The sequence below is a fragment of the Haloterrigena sp. H1 genome, from assembly GCF_005938085.1.
In the GTDB taxonomy this organism is placed as follows: domain Archaea; phylum Halobacteriota; class Halobacteria; order Halobacteriales; family Natrialbaceae; genus Natrinema.
Map to the genome: position 1 here is coordinate 654,617 of NZ_SMZK01000001.1, position 16,702 is coordinate 671,318.

At 63.2% G+C, this 16,702-nt stretch carries 17 protein-coding genes; 8 read left to right on the forward strand and 9 right to left on the reverse strand.

Annotated elements, in window-relative coordinates; all coding sequences use genetic code 11:
* Positions 1–2: 2 nt before the first annotated feature.
* Positions 3–338: a hypothetical protein gene (locus E2L06_RS03395; protein ID WP_138778612.1), complete on the reverse strand. Its 336-nt coding sequence runs from the start codon at positions 336–338 to the stop codon at positions 3–5.
* A 591-nt stretch (positions 339–929) separates the two neighbouring features.
* Between E2L06_RS03395 and E2L06_RS03400 the strand changes: the two genes are divergently transcribed.
* From E2L06_RS03400 to E2L06_RS03410, 3 genes are all read left to right on the forward strand, one after another.
* Complete coding sequence (locus E2L06_RS03400) at positions 930–1,556, forward strand: ArsR family transcriptional regulator (RefSeq protein ID WP_138778614.1); 627 nt, start codon at positions 930–932, stop codon at positions 1,554–1,556.
* Positions 1,557–1,684: 128 nt separating this feature from the next.
* The gene (locus E2L06_RS03405) at positions 1,685–2,455 is read left to right on the forward strand and encodes a cohesin domain-containing protein (RefSeq protein ID WP_138778616.1); all 771 of its coding nucleotides are present in this window, start codon (positions 1,685–1,687) and stop codon (positions 2,453–2,455) included.
* A gap of 59 nt (positions 2,456–2,514) precedes the next feature.
* A complete protein-coding gene (locus E2L06_RS03410; protein WP_138778618.1) occupies positions 2,515–4,368 on the forward strand; it encodes an ATP-binding protein in 1,854 nt (617 codons plus the stop codon).
* Positions 4,369–4,594: 226 nt separating this feature from the next.
* Here the strand turns inward: E2L06_RS03410 and E2L06_RS03415 are convergent, their stop codons facing one another.
* Positions 4,595–6,208, reverse strand: a complete 1,614-nt coding sequence (locus E2L06_RS03415; protein WP_138778620.1) for a long-chain-fatty-acid--CoA ligase — start codon at positions 6,206–6,208, stop codon at positions 4,595–4,597.
* A 180-nt stretch (positions 6,209–6,388) separates the two neighbouring features.
* Positions 6,389–6,994 (reverse strand): alpha/beta hydrolase, encoded by a 606-nt coding sequence (locus tag E2L06_RS03420; RefSeq protein ID WP_138778622.1) that lies wholly within the window; start codon positions 6,992–6,994, stop codon positions 6,389–6,391.
* A 112-nt stretch (positions 6,995–7,106) separates the two neighbouring features.
* Here E2L06_RS03420 and E2L06_RS03425 point away from each other — a divergent pair, with 112 nt between their 5' ends.
* Together E2L06_RS03425 and E2L06_RS03430 are read left to right on the forward strand one after the other, a co-directional pair.
* Positions 7,107–7,931, forward strand: coding sequence for a PspA/IM30 family protein (locus E2L06_RS03425; RefSeq protein ID WP_138778624.1), 825 nt, complete (start codon positions 7,107–7,109; stop codon positions 7,929–7,931).
* A gap of 164 nt (positions 7,932–8,095) precedes the next feature.
* Positions 8,096–8,443, forward strand: a complete 348-nt coding sequence (locus E2L06_RS03430; protein WP_138778626.1) for a hypothetical protein — start codon at positions 8,096–8,098, stop codon at positions 8,441–8,443.
* 38 nt (positions 8,444–8,481) lie between these two features.
* Here E2L06_RS03430 and E2L06_RS03435 read toward each other — a convergent pair whose 3' ends face one another.
* Positions 8,482–8,991: an FxLYD domain-containing protein gene (locus tag E2L06_RS03435; RefSeq protein WP_138778628.1), complete on the reverse strand. Its 510-nt coding sequence runs from the start codon at positions 8,989–8,991 to the stop codon at positions 8,482–8,484.
* 231 nt (positions 8,992–9,222) lie between these two features.
* On the opposite strand from E2L06_RS03435, the gene E2L06_RS03440 reads away from it, so the two are divergent.
* Together E2L06_RS03440 and E2L06_RS03445 are read left to right on the forward strand one after the other, a co-directional pair.
* On the forward strand, positions 9,223–10,272 hold the full coding sequence (locus tag E2L06_RS03440) for a hypothetical protein (RefSeq protein WP_138778630.1): 1,050 nt from the start codon (positions 9,223–9,225) through the stop codon (positions 10,270–10,272).
* 132 nt (positions 10,273–10,404) lie between these two features.
* A complete protein-coding gene (locus E2L06_RS03445) occupies positions 10,405–10,884 on the forward strand; it encodes an ATP-binding protein (protein ID WP_138778632.1) in 480 nt (159 codons plus the stop codon).
* A 69-nt stretch (positions 10,885–10,953) separates the two neighbouring features.
* On the opposite strand, the gene E2L06_RS03450 is transcribed toward E2L06_RS03445, so the two are convergent.
* The 5 genes from E2L06_RS03450 to E2L06_RS03470 form a co-directional block, all read right to left on the reverse strand.
* Positions 10,954–11,391, reverse strand: coding sequence for a universal stress protein (locus E2L06_RS03450; protein WP_138778634.1), 438 nt, complete (start codon positions 11,389–11,391; stop codon positions 10,954–10,956).
* 158 nt (positions 11,392–11,549) lie between these two features.
* The gene (locus E2L06_RS03455; RefSeq protein ID WP_138778636.1) at positions 11,550–11,786 is read right to left on the reverse strand and encodes a UPF0058 family protein; all 237 of its coding nucleotides are present in this window, start codon (positions 11,784–11,786) and stop codon (positions 11,550–11,552) included.
* A 132-nt stretch (positions 11,787–11,918) separates the two neighbouring features.
* Positions 11,919–12,779: an S-methyl-5'-thioadenosine phosphorylase gene (mtnP, locus tag E2L06_RS03460; protein WP_138778638.1), complete on the reverse strand. Its 861-nt coding sequence runs from the start codon at positions 12,777–12,779 to the stop codon at positions 11,919–11,921.
* A 75-nt stretch (positions 12,780–12,854) separates the two neighbouring features.
* Complete coding sequence (locus E2L06_RS03465) at positions 12,855–13,583, reverse strand: sporulation protein (protein ID WP_138778640.1); 729 nt, start codon at positions 13,581–13,583, stop codon at positions 12,855–12,857.
* Positions 13,584–13,762: 179 nt separating this feature from the next.
* Positions 13,763–14,461: a phosphoribosyltransferase gene (locus E2L06_RS03470; RefSeq protein ID WP_138778642.1), complete on the reverse strand. Its 699-nt coding sequence runs from the start codon at positions 14,459–14,461 to the stop codon at positions 13,763–13,765.
* 139 nt (positions 14,462–14,600) lie between these two features.
* Between E2L06_RS03470 and thiC the strand changes: the two genes are divergently transcribed.
* A complete protein-coding gene (gene thiC / locus E2L06_RS03475; protein WP_138778644.1) occupies positions 14,601–16,049 on the forward strand; it encodes a phosphomethylpyrimidine synthase ThiC in 1,449 nt (482 codons plus the stop codon).
* Positions 16,050–16,702 lie beyond the last annotated feature (653 nt).

The following is a 16,702-nucleotide window of genomic DNA, read 5'->3' on the forward strand; positions in this document are numbered from 1 at the left end:
CCCTATTCACCGTCGTTTTTCTCCACCTCGAGAGCGACGTTCTCGGGGTCGACGCCGATCCGGGCGAACTGCGTCCGGATGTGTTCTCTGGCACCCTCGAGGGCTTGGTCGCGGGTGTCGAAGCCCCGCGGCATCGGTGACTCGAAGGCGAGGTTGACCTCGCGGCCGTCGACGAGTTGGGTCGTGCCACCGCTGTCGACCTCGTAGAACTCGTCACAAACCCAGACGTACGCGGCGTCTTCGTCCGGTGCGCCGCGGAACGAGGGGGCTCGTTCTCCCCGTTCGTACAGTGTGCCGGTGAGTTCCGTTCCGCCGGCACGACCGCGTACCTGAAGCATAGATGATGATACGTCTCGCGGACGCAAAAGTACAGCGCTCACGAGCACGAGACGACGCATTCGATCGAGAGGTGACGTTCAACGGTCTGCCGTCCCTGTGTCCTGGCGCACCTGCAACCCGTCGCGGATGCGCCCGGATCCACTGACAGGAGTCCGTATCAGTCGATACGAGACGGGACGACTGATCGACGTTGACGACACGTGTCTCGTTCGGGTCGTGGAACGATTCCGCTGACCTGTGACGACTCGTGTGGGCGAGACATCTGCCGAACTGCCTTTCGGTGTGCAGTGACGTTCAGTGGCTCCGTCGTCGCGCGCGATCGTAACAAGATCGTAAACGACTCCGAGCCGGTGAAAACCGCTCATACCCGATGCTAATAGCTTAGTAACAACGGTGCTACTGCCGTTCACTGTCCAGTAATTCTGACTGGTCTCGAACGACGATAGTAGATATTTCTAAAAGTAATTTCTACTATCTGCCGTTCGCAGGCGGTTCAGCGGATTACCCGGCGGATTCGGCGGTAACAACTCATTCACAACCAAATCATTTTGGAACTGGTCTTATGCCCATTGCATGAGTTACTACGGATAATGAGTTTGGACGGTCACATCGGCGACGACGCCCCCGGACCGCTCACCGACGTTCCGGCGGAGTGTTACGAAGTCCTTCGCAGTCCGCACCGACTTCGCGTTCTCGAGGTTCTCGGGCACCGAGAGACGCGACTTCCGCCGGCGGAACTGACGACGGCACTGGTCGACCGAATGGACTCGGATTCTGCGACCGGGCAGACGCGACACGAGGTGCGGCTCAGCCTCGTCCACAACCATCTACCACGACTCGAGGACGCTGGCATCGTCGACTGGAGCGACGCCGGCGTCGCACTCGTCGACGAACCGCCGGTATGTCCTACGGACCTCTCGATCTTTCTCGAGACCTGTAAAGACGAAAACGCCGAAGAACTGCTCGAAACACTCGTCGATCCCGTCCGAATGCGTATCCTTTCGGTGCTCGAAGACGGCGACCGTCCACTCTCGCTCGAGGAACTCGCGACGCAACTCAGCGCACGCGCTGTCGAACCGTTTTGCGACGCCGACCGTGCGGCGGTCGCACTGCACCACTCCCACCTTCCTGCGATGGCCGACGTCGGCGTCATCAGCTACGATCACGACTCGAAGCTGATCACGCGGGGCGACGAGAGCGTCTCGCTCGTCCAGTAGTCGCCACCAGCGTCCGAGTCGGCCGGTTCTTTATTGCTGCATTCGTCTATCCTATCGGTCGTTTCAGCGGATTTCGACGGCGGAAACGGCAAGAGCCATGCCGGTGATCGCTATACCACGATACGACCATGACGGAGCCACGCGGGGACGACGATCGCGACGTTAGCAAAGCCGCCGCCGTGGTCGTCACCGCCATCCTGCTCGCGCTGTCGCTGGCCGGCGTTGCAGGGACGGCCGTCGCGATCGACCAGGTCGCGATCCTCTCGCCCGATCGGACGACAGTCGAGGCGACGCCCGGCGAGACGATCGCGGTCGACATCACGCTCCAGAGCCAGGGCGGCCACGGTGGCGAGGGCGTCACGAACGTGTCGGTAGTCGCCCAGTACCATCCCGACTACCTCGCGGTAACCGATGTCGAACAGGGTCCGTGGCTCGAGGGCAACGAGACCGAGGTCAACACGAGGACGGTGATCGCCAACGAGCAGGGGACGACGGTCATCGAACAGCGCCGCGAGCCGGCAGCCAGCGGCACGACCGGACGGGGCACGATTGCGACGCTGACCGTGCAGGTCGCCGCTGACGCGCCGGCCGGGACGACGACGATTTCGTTCAGCGAAAGCGACGTGGCACTCACCGGCGACTACCCACCTGCTGTTTTCGACGAGCCAGTGACCGTTTCGATCGATGGCGGTGACAACCCACTTGCGTCGTTCGATCACACCGACCCTGACGAGTTAGACCTCGAGCTCACAGCATCGGCGGCGAACGACTCGAGCGGCGACGGAATGGCAGGCAGCGGCGGTTGGCTGTCGATTCCCAGTTGTATTGCTGGGCTCGCGCTAGTGGCCGTGTCAGTCATCGCGGGGGCGCTGTGGGTCAGTCGTGAGCGCCGGGGCTGAGAGACAGTCCGTCCGACTGGAGGGAAACGCGTTTTAGTGATGGCCCGGATGAAACCTATATGACTGATCTGGGAGACTTCGGCGATTTCGACGCCGACGCCGACGCTGGCGAGGGATCGACGGCCGGTACAACCGACTCGTCGACGGCCTCGGTAGGACCCGACGAGTCGGCGACGACGAGTTCGACGACCGACGGCGCGAGCGACGACTTCGAGTCGACGCCGGTCGAGCCCAGCGGCGATGACGTCGGCATCGGCGCGCTCTGTGTCTCCCAGGGACTGCGCGTCGCCGAAGACGGCGACGACACGACGCTACAGGCCTACATCACCCGCGACAACCGCTCGTCGATTCGGATCGGGAGCTACCTGCTCGCGCCCTACCCCGACGGCGAGACGCTGTTCTGTCGGATTACGGGACTCGAGTACGCCCAGCAGTACCACGCCGACGACGCAACGGAGATCCACGCCCGGCGGGCGATGCGGTCCGACGGGATCGACGAATCGGACTACAAGTTCGTCGCGACCCTCGAGCCGGTTGCCGTCCTCTACGACGATGACGGCGACCTCAAACGGCGGATGACCGACCGCGTGCCGAAACCCCAGACCGTGATCCGGCAGGCCGACGACACCGAAGCGATCAAGACTGGGCTGAAGATGCCCGACGACGGCGTTTTTCTGGGCCATCTCTCCGTCGGCGGCGAGAAAGTATGGACGGCGGCCACCCCGCCGACGATCGATTACCGGCTGAAAGACGATTACGACGCAGGCGATCCGCTGGTGTTCCGACACACGCTCGTCGCTGGCGGGACGGGATCGGGCAAGACCCACGGCGCGAAGAACATCCTGCGGCAGTATCTCGCCGCCGAGCGCACGTATCCGATGGCCGACGGGCGCACGGTTCAGCCCGCGGTCGTCCAGTTCGACCCACAGGACGAGTACGCCCAGATGCACGACGACAATCCCGAACTGGATGACGATTTCGCGCGTCGGCTCGAGCGCGAAGGGATCGCCTACGGCGGCCACGACGATACGACGGCGTTCATCCCGAAAGTGGGGTCGGCGTCGTACGCCGCCGGCCATCACCGCGCGAAGCAAGTCGAGTTCACGATCCCGTTTTCGATGGTTCACGACAACCCGTGGCTGGTCGCGGGCAGCGGCTTGAACGACAACCAGTACGGCGCGCTCACGAGTGTCCTGTTGCCACGGTTCCGACAGCAGTACGGCACCGATGGTACATACGAGGAGTTCACCACGTTCCTCGACGACCCGGCGCTGCGCGAGGAACTCGACGAGTCCGGCCGCGTTCACGAAGCAACGTTCGACGCCGTGCGCCGGCGCGTCCTCGGATTCGGCCATGTCTTTGATCAGGACGCACGCCCGATCACCGACCTCGTCCACGAGTTCGTCCGTCCCGGCGGGCTGACCGTGGTGCCGACCTACCATATCAACGATACGCGCGCGACTGAAACCGTCGTGCTCGCGGTCTCGTCGCTGTTGATCGACCAGAAGCTCTCGAACGATCCGAGCTACGACCGGATCAAGGAGACTCCCCTCGTGGTGGGCATGGACGAGGCCCACAATTTCCTGACCGACGCCGACAGCGTCCAGGCTGGAAAGGTCATCCGGAAGTTCACCGAAGCCGCCAAACAGGGCCGCAAGGAGCGACTCGGCCTCTTCTTGATCACACAGGATCCACAGGACATCCACGACGCCGTCTTCAAGCAGATCAACACCACCATCGTCCTGAATCTCGGCGACGAGGACGCCATCAAGAGTGTGAATATTCCGAGCAACCTCGAGTCGAAGGTCCCCTACATGGAGAAAGGCCAGATGGTCGTCTACTCGCCCGACAATTCGGAGCCGGTCGAACTGATCGGGCTGCCGAAGTGTCTGACTCGGCACGGGCGGGACTGACCCGGCTACGGCGGATTGAGGCGAGCGGCAGTGCTGGCGTGCTCTACGCGTTCTCGGTGTCACAGTCAGTCGCTGCCGTGACGTGCCGTCAGCTCGCGGTCGATCTGTCTCGAGTAGCTGCCGAAAAAGAAACGGGCACAATCGTCAGGAACGGCCACGGTGGGCCGCGACGTCGTCGCGACCGTACTCGGAGGCCGCCCGCGTCGTCAGGGGGTGCTCGCGTGCGTTATCCCTGTCCGACCATCGACTCTTCTTCGTCCCACTCCTGTTCCTGCAGTTCGTATTTCTGAACCTTGCCCGTCGCCGTCTTCGGGAGCGATTTGACGAACTCGACGCGGTGGACGACCTTGTAACCGGCGAGTCGATCGCGCGTGAACTCCGTCAGTTCCTCCTCGGTGACTGGTGGGTTCTGTGGGTCGTCGTTCGACGGGACGACGAACGCTTTCGGCGTCTCGCCCCACTTCTCGCTGGGCGAGGGGATCACGGCCACGTCGCCGACCGCTTCGTGGTCGAACAGCGTGTCCTCGAGTTCGATGCTCGAGATGTTCTCCCCGCCGGAGATGATGATGTCCTTTTCGCGGTCCTGGATCGCGAGCATGCCTTTCTCGTTGACGACGGCGAGGTCACCGGTGTGGAACCAGCCCTCGCGCTTGTCGTTGAACGCTTCGTCGGTCGCTTCGGGCTTCTCCCAGTAGCCTTCCATGACCTGGTTGCCGCGGACGAGAATCTCGCCGATGGACTCGTCGTCCCACGGGACCTCGTTGCCGTCGTCGTCGACGACTTCGAGCTCGGTGGCCAGCGGGGCGATGCCCTGGCGCTTTTTGAGGCCGAAGCGCTCCTCGCTGTCCTCGTCGATCAGGCGACGGGTCGCGGAGGTGCCGATCAGCGGGCCGGTCTCGGTCGCCCCGTAGAGCTGGCGGAAGTGCCAGCCGAACGTCTCTTCGACGGTTCGGATGACGCTTTCCGGCGGCGCAGCACCGGCGGCGGTGACGCGCATCGGGTTGTCGCCCTCGGTGGAGACGTCGTTTTCTTCGTAGTACTCGTCGAGCATGCTGAGCACCGTCGGCGCACAGCAGAGGAACGAGACGTCCTCGTCGTTGATCTGCTGGAAGATCTCTTCGGCGTTGACGCCGCGGGTACAGACGTGTTTCGCGCCGATGCCCGTGATGGCGTAGATGTGGCCCCAGCCGTTGACGTGGAACATCGGGAGCGTCCAGAGATAGACGTCGTCGTCGGTGATCTCGTGGTGGATCGTCACGAGCTGGGCGTGCAGCGACTCGGTGCGGTGGGTCCGCATGACTCCTTTCGGGTCGCCGGTCGTGCCTGACGTGTAGTTGATCGTGATGACGTCGTCTTCGCTCATCTCGGGGCGCTCGTAGTCGGGCTCGACGTCCGCGATGAGGTCGTCGAAGTCCTCCCAGTCGCCCTCGACTTCGTCGGCGTCGTTCGTGATGAAGATCTCCGTCGGGACCTCGTCACGGATGGCTTCGATCTTGTCGGCGTACTCGTAGTCGGCGATGATCGCTTTCGTGCCGGAGTCGTTGAGCAGGTACTCGTAGTCTTCGGGGGTCAGCCGGTAGTTCAGCGGCGTGTGAACGGCACCGAGTTGCATGATCCCGTAGGCGGACTCGAGCTGGTAGTGCGTGTTCGGGTCGAGAACGGCCACGCGATCGCCCTTCTCGATGCCGCGGTCCTGCAGGACCGTCGAGAGGCGGTCGGCTCGGTCGCCGAACTCCTCGTACGTGAACCGCTCACCCGTCGTCGCGACGATCGCTTCTTCGTCGCCGTAGTACTTGCGCGCTCGGTCGAGGAAATCGGTCACCAACAGTGGGACTTCCATATACCCGGTCATCGAACATTGATTATAATATTCTTTATGGAGTCATCCCGTGTTTCAGTACAGCAGTTTGATGCGTACCAATTACTGTAATTTTTGTCTGACATCTTGTTCCTGTTCCCGACACGTCGTCTCGAGATCGATCGAAACACGCAGCGGTCGTCTGTGACTGTCTCGGTCGTGCTACGCCGATGCGAGCAACGTTGCCTCGAAAAACGTCCGAACCGCCCTCGCGATGTCGTCGGCCGCGCCGAGGAAGAAGTGATCGGCCGACAGGGCGGTAGTTTCGTCGCCACGACCTCGCGCGCGCTCGACGATCGGCTCCCAGTCGGCGGTCGTATCTCGGGTGCCATACAGGACGTGGACAGGGGTCTCGAGTGAATCGACGGTCTCGAGCGCGTCGAGATCGTCGGCCAGTCGCGTCGTCGGGGCGAGGGCGGCGACCGCGTCGGGCTCGACCTCGGCTGCCGCGAGCAGTGCCAGCGTCGCGCCGAAGCTGTAGCCGAAGACGCCGATCGGACCGCCGTACGCATTGCGCGCCCATCGGCTGGCGTTGTGTACGTCTTCCAGTTCGCCGTAGCCGTCGTCCCACGGGCCGTAATCGAAGCGCAAACAGGCAATGCCGGCGTCACGTAGGGTATCGCTAACGGCGACGAGGCGCTGATCACTCCGCGTGCCACCGTCTTGGGGATGTGGCGGACAGGCGACGACGATCGCACGTGGCTCGCCGTCCGGTTCCTCGAGTGTCCCCCGAACGTCGCGGCTGCCGGGAAGCACTACGTTCGTCATGGATGGGCCATCACGACGCTCGGTAATCAACCCGGCGCGCCGGGACAGCCGGGTCGACATGGAATATTCCCGAAGTGACATTTTTAAGGGTCAAGAGCGATACGTTGCGAGTATGGGCATCCTCTCTCGGGCTTCCTACGTCATCCGGTCGAAACTCAACTCGGTACTCAACCGGGCCGAGGACCCGACCGAAACGCTGGACTACTCCTACGAACAGATGCGCGACCAGCTCCAGCAGGTCAAACGCGGCATCGCCGATCTCACTACGCAAAAAAAGCGCCTCGAGATGCAGAAACGCCGACTCGAGGACAACGTCGAGAAACACAACCAACAGGCACGCACAGCGGTCCAGCAGGACCGGGAGGATCTGGCACGACGCGCCCTCGAAAAGAAGAAGACGAAGATGAACCAGATCGAGGACTTAGAGCGCCAGATCTCGGACCTGCAGGGCCAGCAAGACCGGCTGGTCGAACAGAAAGACGAACTCCAGCGCCGCATCGAGGAGTTCCGCACGAAAAAGGAGACGATGAAAGCCCGCCACGAGGCCGCGAAAGCCAGCACGACGGTCTCGGAGGCGATGACGTCCACCGGCGAGGAGTTCGAGGACGTCGGCCGCGCCATCGAACGCGCGGAAGAACAGACCGAGGACATGGAGGCCCGCGCCGCCGCCCTCGACGAACTCCATGAGTCCGGCGCGTTCGAGGACGTCATGTCCGACAAGGACACGATCGACCGCGAACTCGAGCAGCTGTCGACCGACAGCGGCGTCGACGCCGAACTCGAGACGCTCAAATCCGAGGTCGGTGAGGGAGAATCCGAGCCGGCGGCCGATGCTGCGAGCGAGGTCGACGAGAAAGAACTCGCCGACCTCGAGAGTGAGGATCAGGAAGACGTCGAGGCCGAACTCGCGGAGTTACAGGACGACGAGGGTGCCTGAGAGGGATACAGGCATCCCAATAACCCACAGCAAAATTAACTCTTTATGTAGTAACATATTCTGGGTTAGTCTACCAGTTATTGACACAGCTATCGTCCGGGAGCCCGGTTCTCTCGCTGGGATTTGGGGTAACGGTTACCATTGTCCATGAAGAAGGGATACACATGAGTGACGAGTCACCATTCGAATCGATCTCCCTGACAAATCAGGCGGTCCTGCTTACTGTCGCCGAGCTCGCCCGCCAAGACGAAACGCCGATCCAGACACACGACCTTCGGAAACGCTGTCAGGAGCAACTCGCCGATGTCGACACGGAAGTCATCGGCACGATCTCAGAAGCCGACATCATCCGCTCGCTGTACCAACTCGAGGACGAGGACCTCGTCGCTGAGGTCAACCCGCCGGAGACGTCGCCGACGGGCAAGGGGCGGCCGGCGTACACGCTTGCCGTCCCCGAAACGGCGGTCTACGAGGGTGTCGCCGATGAACTGCACGAGGTCATCCTTGAGTGACACCCGTACCCGCCCGGAAGGTGACTGACGTATCGCCGTCACGACGGGGTCCCGAGAACGGCGATGTCGTAGCTTGCGACGGCCGACGGTGACTCGAGAACGATCACCTGAAACTCCCAGCTGAGACCAGCGTTGAGGTCCCCGGTACTGGCGAGGTATCGGCCGAGCATGGTGCCAGCGTCGTCGTAGACCCGTGTCCGTACTTCCACGGTCTGAATCCGGTTTGATCCCGTGTTTTCGACGGTCCCCTGGATGGTCGAGCCGAGGTAGCCGCTCTCGACGACGAACTCGTGGTCACGGAGCGAGAGCGGGTCGAGCGGCGTCACCGAGTTGCTGGGTTGTTGCTGGGAGAGTGCTGCCGCCGCAGACAGCTGCGTTGCCGACCGGTTGGAGACGTTGCTGGCGTTGATCCCACTGACGGTTCCTTCCTCGTAGGTCGGCTGTCCGCCGAGACTACTGCTGCCGAGACAGCCGGCGGCTGCGGCTGCGATACCCGTTCCCAGTGTCGCAAGGACGCGTCGTCGACTCGTCGACTGCCGTCGGCTCATCGCCGTCGAGCGGTCGTCTGCGAGGTGACTCCATCACGGTACATGTGTCGGGTCAACACCGCGGATCCATTTCAGTGTCGGCCTTGAAACCGCTGTCCTCGTCCGCCGGCGGCCGTCTCGGTCGTCCCTGTTTCGGCACGACTCGCTCGAGCGCTGTACCCGTTCGTCAGCGCCGGCGTGTGGCGGTGTGCAACGCAGCCCCTTATTGTCGGGTCGGTGGAACGTGTCGCTATGGAATCCGCCGAGACCGACGAAACGCTCGAGTCTTACGGGGCCGACATCGGTACCCACGAGGGGCTGTTGACGCGGGTCCGTGAGTGGGTTCTGGTCGATGGAAACCGGTTATCCGTCGCCGCCATCATCTTGCTCGTCGTCTTCGCGGTGGTCGCCGCGTTGTACGAACTCGGCGTCATTACCTTCGTCAACCCGGGTGCCGTGACGAGCGTGGCAAGCGGTCTGATCGCGGGGACGTTCTCGCTCGTGACGCTCGTGGTCTCGGTCAACCAGCTCATCCTCTCTCAGGAGTTCAGCGCGGCCGGCAGGGCCCGCGACCGGCTCGAGGACGTCATCGAGTTCCGTCAGACCCTCGCGGACGACGCGGCCATCCCTGCGAGCCCGGCAGTGCCGACGCGAGTCCTCGGAGTGATCCTCGAATCGATCCATCGCGACGCCACCGCGCTCGCCGATGCGGTCGGGGATCACGACGACGGGCCCTCGGAGATAGTCATTCGATACACGAACAGCGTTCGAGAGCGGACAGAGCGGATCGACGACCGTATCGGGCAGTCCGGTTCCGACGCGTTCACCGCCGTGTCGGCGGCGATCACGTACGACGAGTCCTGGCACCTGTACGTCGGTACCCACCTGCGCGGCGAGTACGCCGACTCGCTGTCGCCGGCTGCTGTCGAGCGACTCGACGAACTGATCGACTCGCTCAAGCTGTTTCACGTGGCCCGCGAGCAGTTCAAGACGACGTACCTGCAGCAGGAACTCACGCGCTTCTCGCAACTCACGGTCTACTGTGGCGTGCCATCGATCCTGTCGGCGATCCTCATCGGGTTGTTGTATGCTGACTTCACTGGGCCGAGCGTCAGCGCCGCCGTGCTCCCGGCCGTCGTGAGCGTGCTGTTTCTCGTCGTCCTCTCGCCGCTCGCGCTGCTTGCCTCCTACATCCTGCGAACCGCGACTATCACGCGCCGAACCGCGTCGGTCGGCCCAATGGTCCCCCAGAAAGATCCCGAAGCGGGCCCGTTCGACGTGAGCGCCGGGGACGATCGGTGACCGCGTCCACACCTGCTCGAGCGTGACATCGTGGCTGTTCGCAGAACGAACACGTCGTTCGAGCGACGCCGGAACCCACCCTCCCGATTCCGGATCGACTCATTCGTATGGCCGCGGCCACTATCGACGGCTGTGATCGTCATCTGCGGGCCGTCGGGTGCCGGGAAAACCACCATCGCGACCCGCGTCCGTGACCGACTCACGGAGCGGGACGTTCCGGTTCGACTCTCCCACTCTGATGACTTCTCGAGTCGCACCTACGAACAACTGGCCGAGCAGGCCGGTTCGGCCCCTGCGGCCGGCGTTACGCTCGTCGACGGGACGTTCTACCGTCGGAAATGGCAGACGCAGTTTCGCGCCCTCGGCGACGTGCGGTTCGTCCACGTGACCGCGAGCCTCGAGACCTGTCTCGAGCGTAATCGGGCCCGGGCGGATTCGATCGCGGAACAGGGCGTCCACGTCGTCTACCGGGAGTTCGAGGCCCCCGACGCCGATCTCGTGATCGATACCGATCGGTGTGAGCCCGCCGCCGCTGCCGAGCGAATACTGACTGCGATCGAGACGTGGGACGAGCACAACGCGGTGCCATCGGTCGATGACACTCTCTGCTAATGAATCCCGAGAGCGATTGCCGCCGTCGAGACAGTCAGACGACGGGTACGACGCCGGGAATGGCTCTCGTCAGGCAGTGAATACGGGGACGTCGAGCGAGCCGATGACCCGGTTGGTGATCGAGCCCAAAAGCGGTTTGTCCGGATCCGAGCGCCCGCGTTTCCCCATGACAACGAGGTCGATATCGTGTTCGTCGACGTACTCGGTGATGGCCTCGACAGGCGTGTTCGCCTTGACAGCCGTGACACAGGAGACGCCGGCGTCGTCGGCAAGGTCTTCGATCTCGGTGACGAACGTCTGCCCTTTCTTCTCGAGTCGGCGTCGTGTCTGCTTGATATCGCTTGGCACCGCGACGTAGTCGGCATCACCCATATCCATCGCGTACAGGACGTGCAGGGTCGCGTCGTTTCGCTGTGCGAACTTGATAGCCTGTGCAGCCCCATTGCGGGCGGCCTTGCTGCCGTCGGTCGGCACGAGGATATCGTCGAAGTCGTGTGGTTCGTCCATACGTGCCATACAACGCTCAAATGGGTAATCCTTATCGATACAGGAGAGACACCGATACGGTCTGCTACCGCTGTGTCCCGGCGCACCCGCGATCCGTCGTCACTCGTGACTCGCCAGCACCGGTTGTCTCAATCGAACCCGTGACCGGCTATCCGGGGTCACGAAACCGGCGCGTGATCCGGTGGCGGGCGTGTTCGGACGGATTGACCGAGTCCCTCCAGAAGCAGGTCGATCGCGTGTTCGTGTTCGTGCTTCGGGCGATGGATGTGCGTTGGGCGAACCGGTTGCGTCTCGTAGGCAGTAAACGCACCCGCGGGCATGTCGCCGTCCCGCTCGAAATGTACCCGCAATTCGAACAGTAATGCGTGGACATGGATGAGTTCTTGGGCGTTCACGCAGCAATCCACACGAGCGATTTCCTTAATATTCTCTGTCATTTCTCCCGAGTATCACGCTGATCGTGACTGTATGATGGGCACACTCACGATGTGAGTCACCGTGTGTCTCGCTCCGATCGCAGCCGTTGTCTAGTCGAGATACTTGCCGGCCAGCAGGTCGATGCGCTCGAGCGTGTCGTCGGGAATCGCCTCCGGTGGCGTGTTGATCGCGCCCTCGAGCGCGTTCCAGGCCTCGCTTTCGAAGTCGTCTGGCATCGTTCGGATCGCGTGTTCGACGACCGCATTGATCGAATCCCGGTTCGCCACGGCGTTTTGGCGGACCTCCTCGAGGGAGACCTCGCTATCCGATTTCCAGACGTCGTAGTCGGTGACGCCGGCGACGGTGGCGTAGCTCAGTTCTGCTTCGCGGGCGAGTTTGGCCTCGGGGATGGCGGTCATGCCGATGATGTCCCAGCCCTGCTCGCGGTAGAACTCGCTTTCGGCCTTCGTCGAGAACTGTGGGCCTTCGATGCAGACGTAGGTGCCGTCTGGTGCAACTTTGGTGTCGGCATCGGTCGCCTCGCGGGCCGATTCGGCCAGATGGGCGGCCAGTGCCGGACAGTAGGGCTCGGCAAAGCCCATGTGGACGACCATCCCGTCGCCGAAGAACGTCGGCGAGCGGTGTTTGGTTCGGTCGAAGATCTGATCGGGGACGACCAGCGTCCGTGGCGGCAGGTCCTCGCGGAGGCTCCCGACCGCGTTCGTCGAGATCACTCGGTCGACGCCGACCGATTTGAGCGCGTAGATGTTCGCCCGATAGGACGCGTCGGTCGGCGGATGCTGATGGGCCTCGCCGTGACGCGGCAGAAACGCGACCTCCCGGCCGGCGAGCTCGCCGATCGTGACCGCGTCGCTTGGCTCGCCGTAGGGCGTCGAGACGTGCTCACGACGGACGTTCTCGAGTGGCAGTGCCTCGTAGATGCCGCTTCCACCGATGACGCCGATTGTCATACGGAGACGTGGGCGGACGACCCTCCTAATACTGCCGGACGAACCGATTTACACATTGATCGAGCGTTCGGCTGCTCAACAGTTCCGTTCGATCACCGTTCGCAGCCGCCGCTCGATGTCCCCCTCCTCGCCGGGCATGAGCGACAGTCGCTCGTACTGCTCGTCGAGGTCGAACTGCTCCGCCAGCAAGCCGCCACGACGGTCGACCTCGAGCAGCAGGTCGAACCCGTCGCCTTCGGGAAGCGTGACGACCTCGAGTTCGTCGAGTTCGCCCGCGAACGGCCCCGATCGGGGGACGAACTCGAGTTCCTGGACGAAGCGATGGTCGGCGAACAGCGACTCCGTGGCCTCGCACTTGGCCGATCGGAGCGTAAAGCCGAGCGACTCGAGAGCGTCGAACAGCGCCTGCCGGAGCGGATCGGGCTCGATCTCGACAGGGTCGCGATCGTCGGGATCGACCGCCCAGTCGATGTCGAGCCCGGTGTCGAGCCAGACCTTCGTTTTCCCCAGTGTGACGGGCGTGTGGTACGGGACGTCGACCGAGACGGTAAAACTCCGTTCCTCGTCAGGCTCGATCGTAAACGGGTCCGCGAGACGAAACGTGTCGATCTTCGCCGTCCCCGTGCTGTCGTCGGTCTCGTAGCGCGTCTCGAGCGCGAAGTAGATCCCGTCGACCTCCTGGCTGTCGTTACCGCCGGTGACGTCGACGCGTGCGTCGACGGACTCGCCGGCCGTGAGCGTCGTTGGGAGAACCGTATCGACCGTCGCCGAACCGATGCCGAGACTCGTGAGGACTCGTTTCATACGTCGGAAACAGTCACAGCCAGCCCATAAATACGTGTCCCGTTGACACTCTCGAGTACTGATCGTTGCTTGCGATATCGGACAGCCGTACTGTCGATCTCCGCGAGCGAGCGCGCACTGGCTGGTAGTCGCCGGTATCGCGCCCGGCAGAAGCGGCTCCTGTGGGAGGGCTTTGAGACCTACTCGCCGACGAGCGCCCACTCCTCGGTACCGACCGACTCGAGCACCTCGCGTCGTTCCATCTCGGCGAGGACTTCGGGGAGCCGGTCGGGCTGGGCGATTTCCATCTCGATGCGGTCGATTCCGTGGTACGCCGCGAGGAAGTGACGGAGCTCCTCGTTCGTGAACGTCTCCTGGTCGGCCTTTTCCATGGCGCTCGAGGTCAGGTCGATCATGTCCTCGATGAAGTTCCACGGGTAGACGACCCAGGTCCACTCCTCGAGTCGTTCGCCGACGTAGTCAGGCTGGAACTCGCTGGTGCCAAGCAGTTGCAGCGTCGCGGTGCGGACCTCGCTGGCCTCGCGGTCCATGACGTACTCGTGGGCGTGGCTGATCGAGCCGCCGGTGTCGGCGATGTCGTCGATGATGAGCACGTCCTTCCCTTCGACGCTGCCTTCCGGCATCGGATACCGGACAGTCGGCTCGTCGGCTTTCGCGGCGGTGCCGACGTAGTGTTCCATCTTTAGGCTCGTCAGGTCGTCCAAGCCGAGGAAGTCACAGAGACACCGACCCGCGAACCAGCCACCGCGGGCCAGCGCGACGACGACGTCCGGTTCGAATTCGTCGTCGCGGACATCGTCAGCCACGTCTCGGCACAGGCCGTAAATGTACTCCCAGTTGGTTATGGTACAGTCGAAATCGTCCGGTAGATCGGACATCTGATGGCCACCTATCGGGTGTCTCGAGCGCGGTCCCCTTAAGTTGGCTGAAACGGCCGTCGATCACCAGCCGCGTTTGACCGCGTCGTTTACGGCCGTAGACAGTTATTTATAACTGGATAATACAACCTAGTTATCAATGGCGCAGACACAGCGACAGGCCGCCCGTGAAGGAACGATCACGCCCGCAATGGAACGTGTCGCCGAGCGAGAGAACCGAAAGCCGAAGTTTGTCCGCGAACAGGTCGCCGCAGGACAGGCCGTCATCCCGGCCAACCGCAACCACGACACGCTCGATCCGGTGATCATCGGCCGCGAGTTCGCGACGAAGGTCAACGCTAACATCGGCAACAGCGAGACGACCAGTGACCTCGAGACGGAACTCGAGAAGCTCCACACCGCGGTCCACTACGGCGCGGATACGGTGATGGACCTCGGAACAGGCAGCGATTTAGACGAGATCCGTGAGGCCCACGTCGACCACTCGCCGGTGCCGCTCGGGACGGTGCCGCTGTACGAGGCGGTCAAGCAAGCCGGCAGCCCCAAGGACATCACGAAAGATCTGCTGCTCGAACTCATTGAAAAGCAAGCCGAGCAGGGCGTCGACTACATGACGATCCACGCGGGGATTCTGGCCGAACATCTGCCGCTGACCGACGGCCGGAAGACGGGCATCGTCTCGCGGGGCGGCTCGATCATGGCGTCGTGGATGGAAGCACATGGCGAACAGAACCCCCTGTATCAGGTGTTTCCGGAGATCTGCGAGATCTTCGCCGAACACGACGTGACGTTCAGCCTGGGGGACAGCCTCCGGCCGGGCTGTCTGGCCGACGCCTGTGACGACGCCCAGTACGCCGAACTCGACACGCTGGGTGAACTCACACGCGTCGGCTGGGACCACGGCGTCCAGGTGATGGTCGAGGGCCCGGGCCACGTCCCGATGCACAAGATCGCGGAGAACGTCGAGCGCCAGCAGGAGGTCTGTGACGGTGCGCCTTTCTACGTCCTCGGTCCGCTGGTGACTGACATCGCGCCGGGCTACGACCACATCACCAGCGCCATCGGGGCCGCGATGGCAGCGCAAGCGGGTGCCGCAATGTTGTGCTACGTGACCCCGAAAGAACACCTCGGTCTCCCCGAGAAAGACGACGTTCGCGATGGCCTCGCGGCCTACCGGATCGCCGCCCACGCCGCCGATGTCGGCACCGAACGCCCTGGCGCACGCGACTGGGACGACGCCCTCTCGGAAGCCCGCTACGCGTTCGACTGGCGCGAGCAGTTCGACCTCGCGCTCGATCCCGACCGTGCCCGATCCTTCCACGACCAGACACTGCCTGGTGACAACTACAAGGAGGCCCGCTTCTGCTCGATGTGCGGTGCGGAGTTCTGCTCGATGCGGATCGACCAGGATGCGCGCGAAAGCGGGGACATGGACTCACTCGAGGAAGAAGACGAGGGAACCGACCTCGAGACCTCGCCGGCAGCCGAGGTCAACCGGCCGCCGGTCGGTACCCACGCGTCGGGCGATCTGCCGCCGATGGCGGACGACGAAGGTGTCGATCGACTCGAGGAAGTCGGAGACGACTGAGTCGGACCCGCCGGTGACCGGCGGGACCTTCGTATGTCAAAATCGAATACAGTCACAGAGAATCGACCTCGTCTTTATCCGATATACTGTGGACGGTCCGACAACGATGGCTCCTCGACGGCGGACCGTACTTGCGGCAGTATCGACGGCGACAGCGTCGGCAGCGGCCGGCTGTACGGACTTGTTCACTGAGCAGACGAGCGACGAAACCGACGGCTCGACCCCCTCCGACGTCGCGACGGCACTGGTCAGCGACCTCGCGAACGAGAAGTTCGATCGGGCCAGCGAGCGATTCGTCGAACAGGAACGCGACAGACGCGGCGATCCCGCCCGCCTCGAGCGCCTCTGGATGGGATACGGCACGGTCGGCGGCTCGTTCGACGAGGTCGTCGATACGAGCACAATGACGAGAAACGGCTTCACGGCGGTCGACCTGACGCTGGCGTTCGCCCGCGGCGACCACACCTGTCGTGTCATCGTCAATGGGCAGTCGCGGCCCGTCGATTGCGGGATCGTCGACGAGTACGAGCGACCGTCGTACGTCGATCCGGACGCGATCGTTACACGCGAGGTGAGCCTTTCGGTCGCGGACTGTTCGCTGCCGGGGACCGTCGCGACACCCAACGGAAGCACGGGAGACGGCGTCCCCGGCG

Bases quoted from the DNA above. Each gene is read 5' to 3' on its own strand.
- E2L06_RS03470 (WP_138778642.1), bottom strand. From the start codon at position 14,461: ATGTCCGATCTACCGGACGATTTCGACTGTACCATAACCAACTGGGAG.
- E2L06_RS03395 (WP_138778612.1), bottom strand. From the start codon at position 338: ATGCTTCAGGTACGCGGTCGTGCCGGCGGAACGGAACTCACCGGCACA.
- E2L06_RS03415 (WP_138778620.1), bottom strand. From the start codon at position 6,208: ATGGAAGTCCCACTGTTGGTGACCGATTTCCTCGACCGAGCGCGCAAG.
- E2L06_RS03400 (WP_138778614.1), top strand. From the start codon at position 930: ATGAGTTTGGACGGTCACATCGGCGACGACGCCCCCGGACCGCTCACC.
- E2L06_RS03410 (WP_138778618.1), top strand. From the start codon at position 2,515: ATGACTGATCTGGGAGACTTCGGCGATTTCGACGCCGACGCCGACGCT.
- E2L06_RS03425 (WP_138778624.1), top strand. From the start codon at position 7,107: ATGGGCATCCTCTCTCGGGCTTCCTACGTCATCCGGTCGAAACTCAAC.
- thiC (WP_138778644.1), top strand. From the start codon at position 14,601: ATGGCGCAGACACAGCGACAGGCCGCCCGTGAAGGAACGATCACGCCC.
- E2L06_RS03435 (WP_138778628.1), bottom strand. From the start codon at position 8,991: ATGAGCCGACGGCAGTCGACGAGTCGACGACGCGTCCTTGCGACACTG.
- E2L06_RS03430 (WP_138778626.1), top strand. From the start codon at position 8,096: ATGAGTGACGAGTCACCATTCGAATCGATCTCCCTGACAAATCAGGCG.
- E2L06_RS03450 (WP_138778634.1), bottom strand. From the start codon at position 11,391: ATGGACGAACCACACGACTTCGACGATATCCTCGTGCCGACCGACGGC.
- E2L06_RS03420 (WP_138778622.1), bottom strand. From the start codon at position 6,994: ATGACGAACGTAGTGCTTCCCGGCAGCCGCGACGTTCGGGGGACACTC.
- E2L06_RS03465 (WP_138778640.1), bottom strand. From the start codon at position 13,583: ATGAAACGAGTCCTCACGAGTCTCGGCATCGGTTCGGCGACGGTCGAT.
- E2L06_RS03440 (WP_138778630.1), top strand. From the start codon at position 9,223: ATGGAATCCGCCGAGACCGACGAAACGCTCGAGTCTTACGGGGCCGAC.
- E2L06_RS03405 (WP_138778616.1), top strand. From the start codon at position 1,685: ATGACGGAGCCACGCGGGGACGACGATCGCGACGTTAGCAAAGCCGCC.
- mtnP (WP_138778638.1), bottom strand. From the start codon at position 12,779: ATGACAATCGGCGTCATCGGTGGAAGCGGCATCTACGAGGCACTGCCA.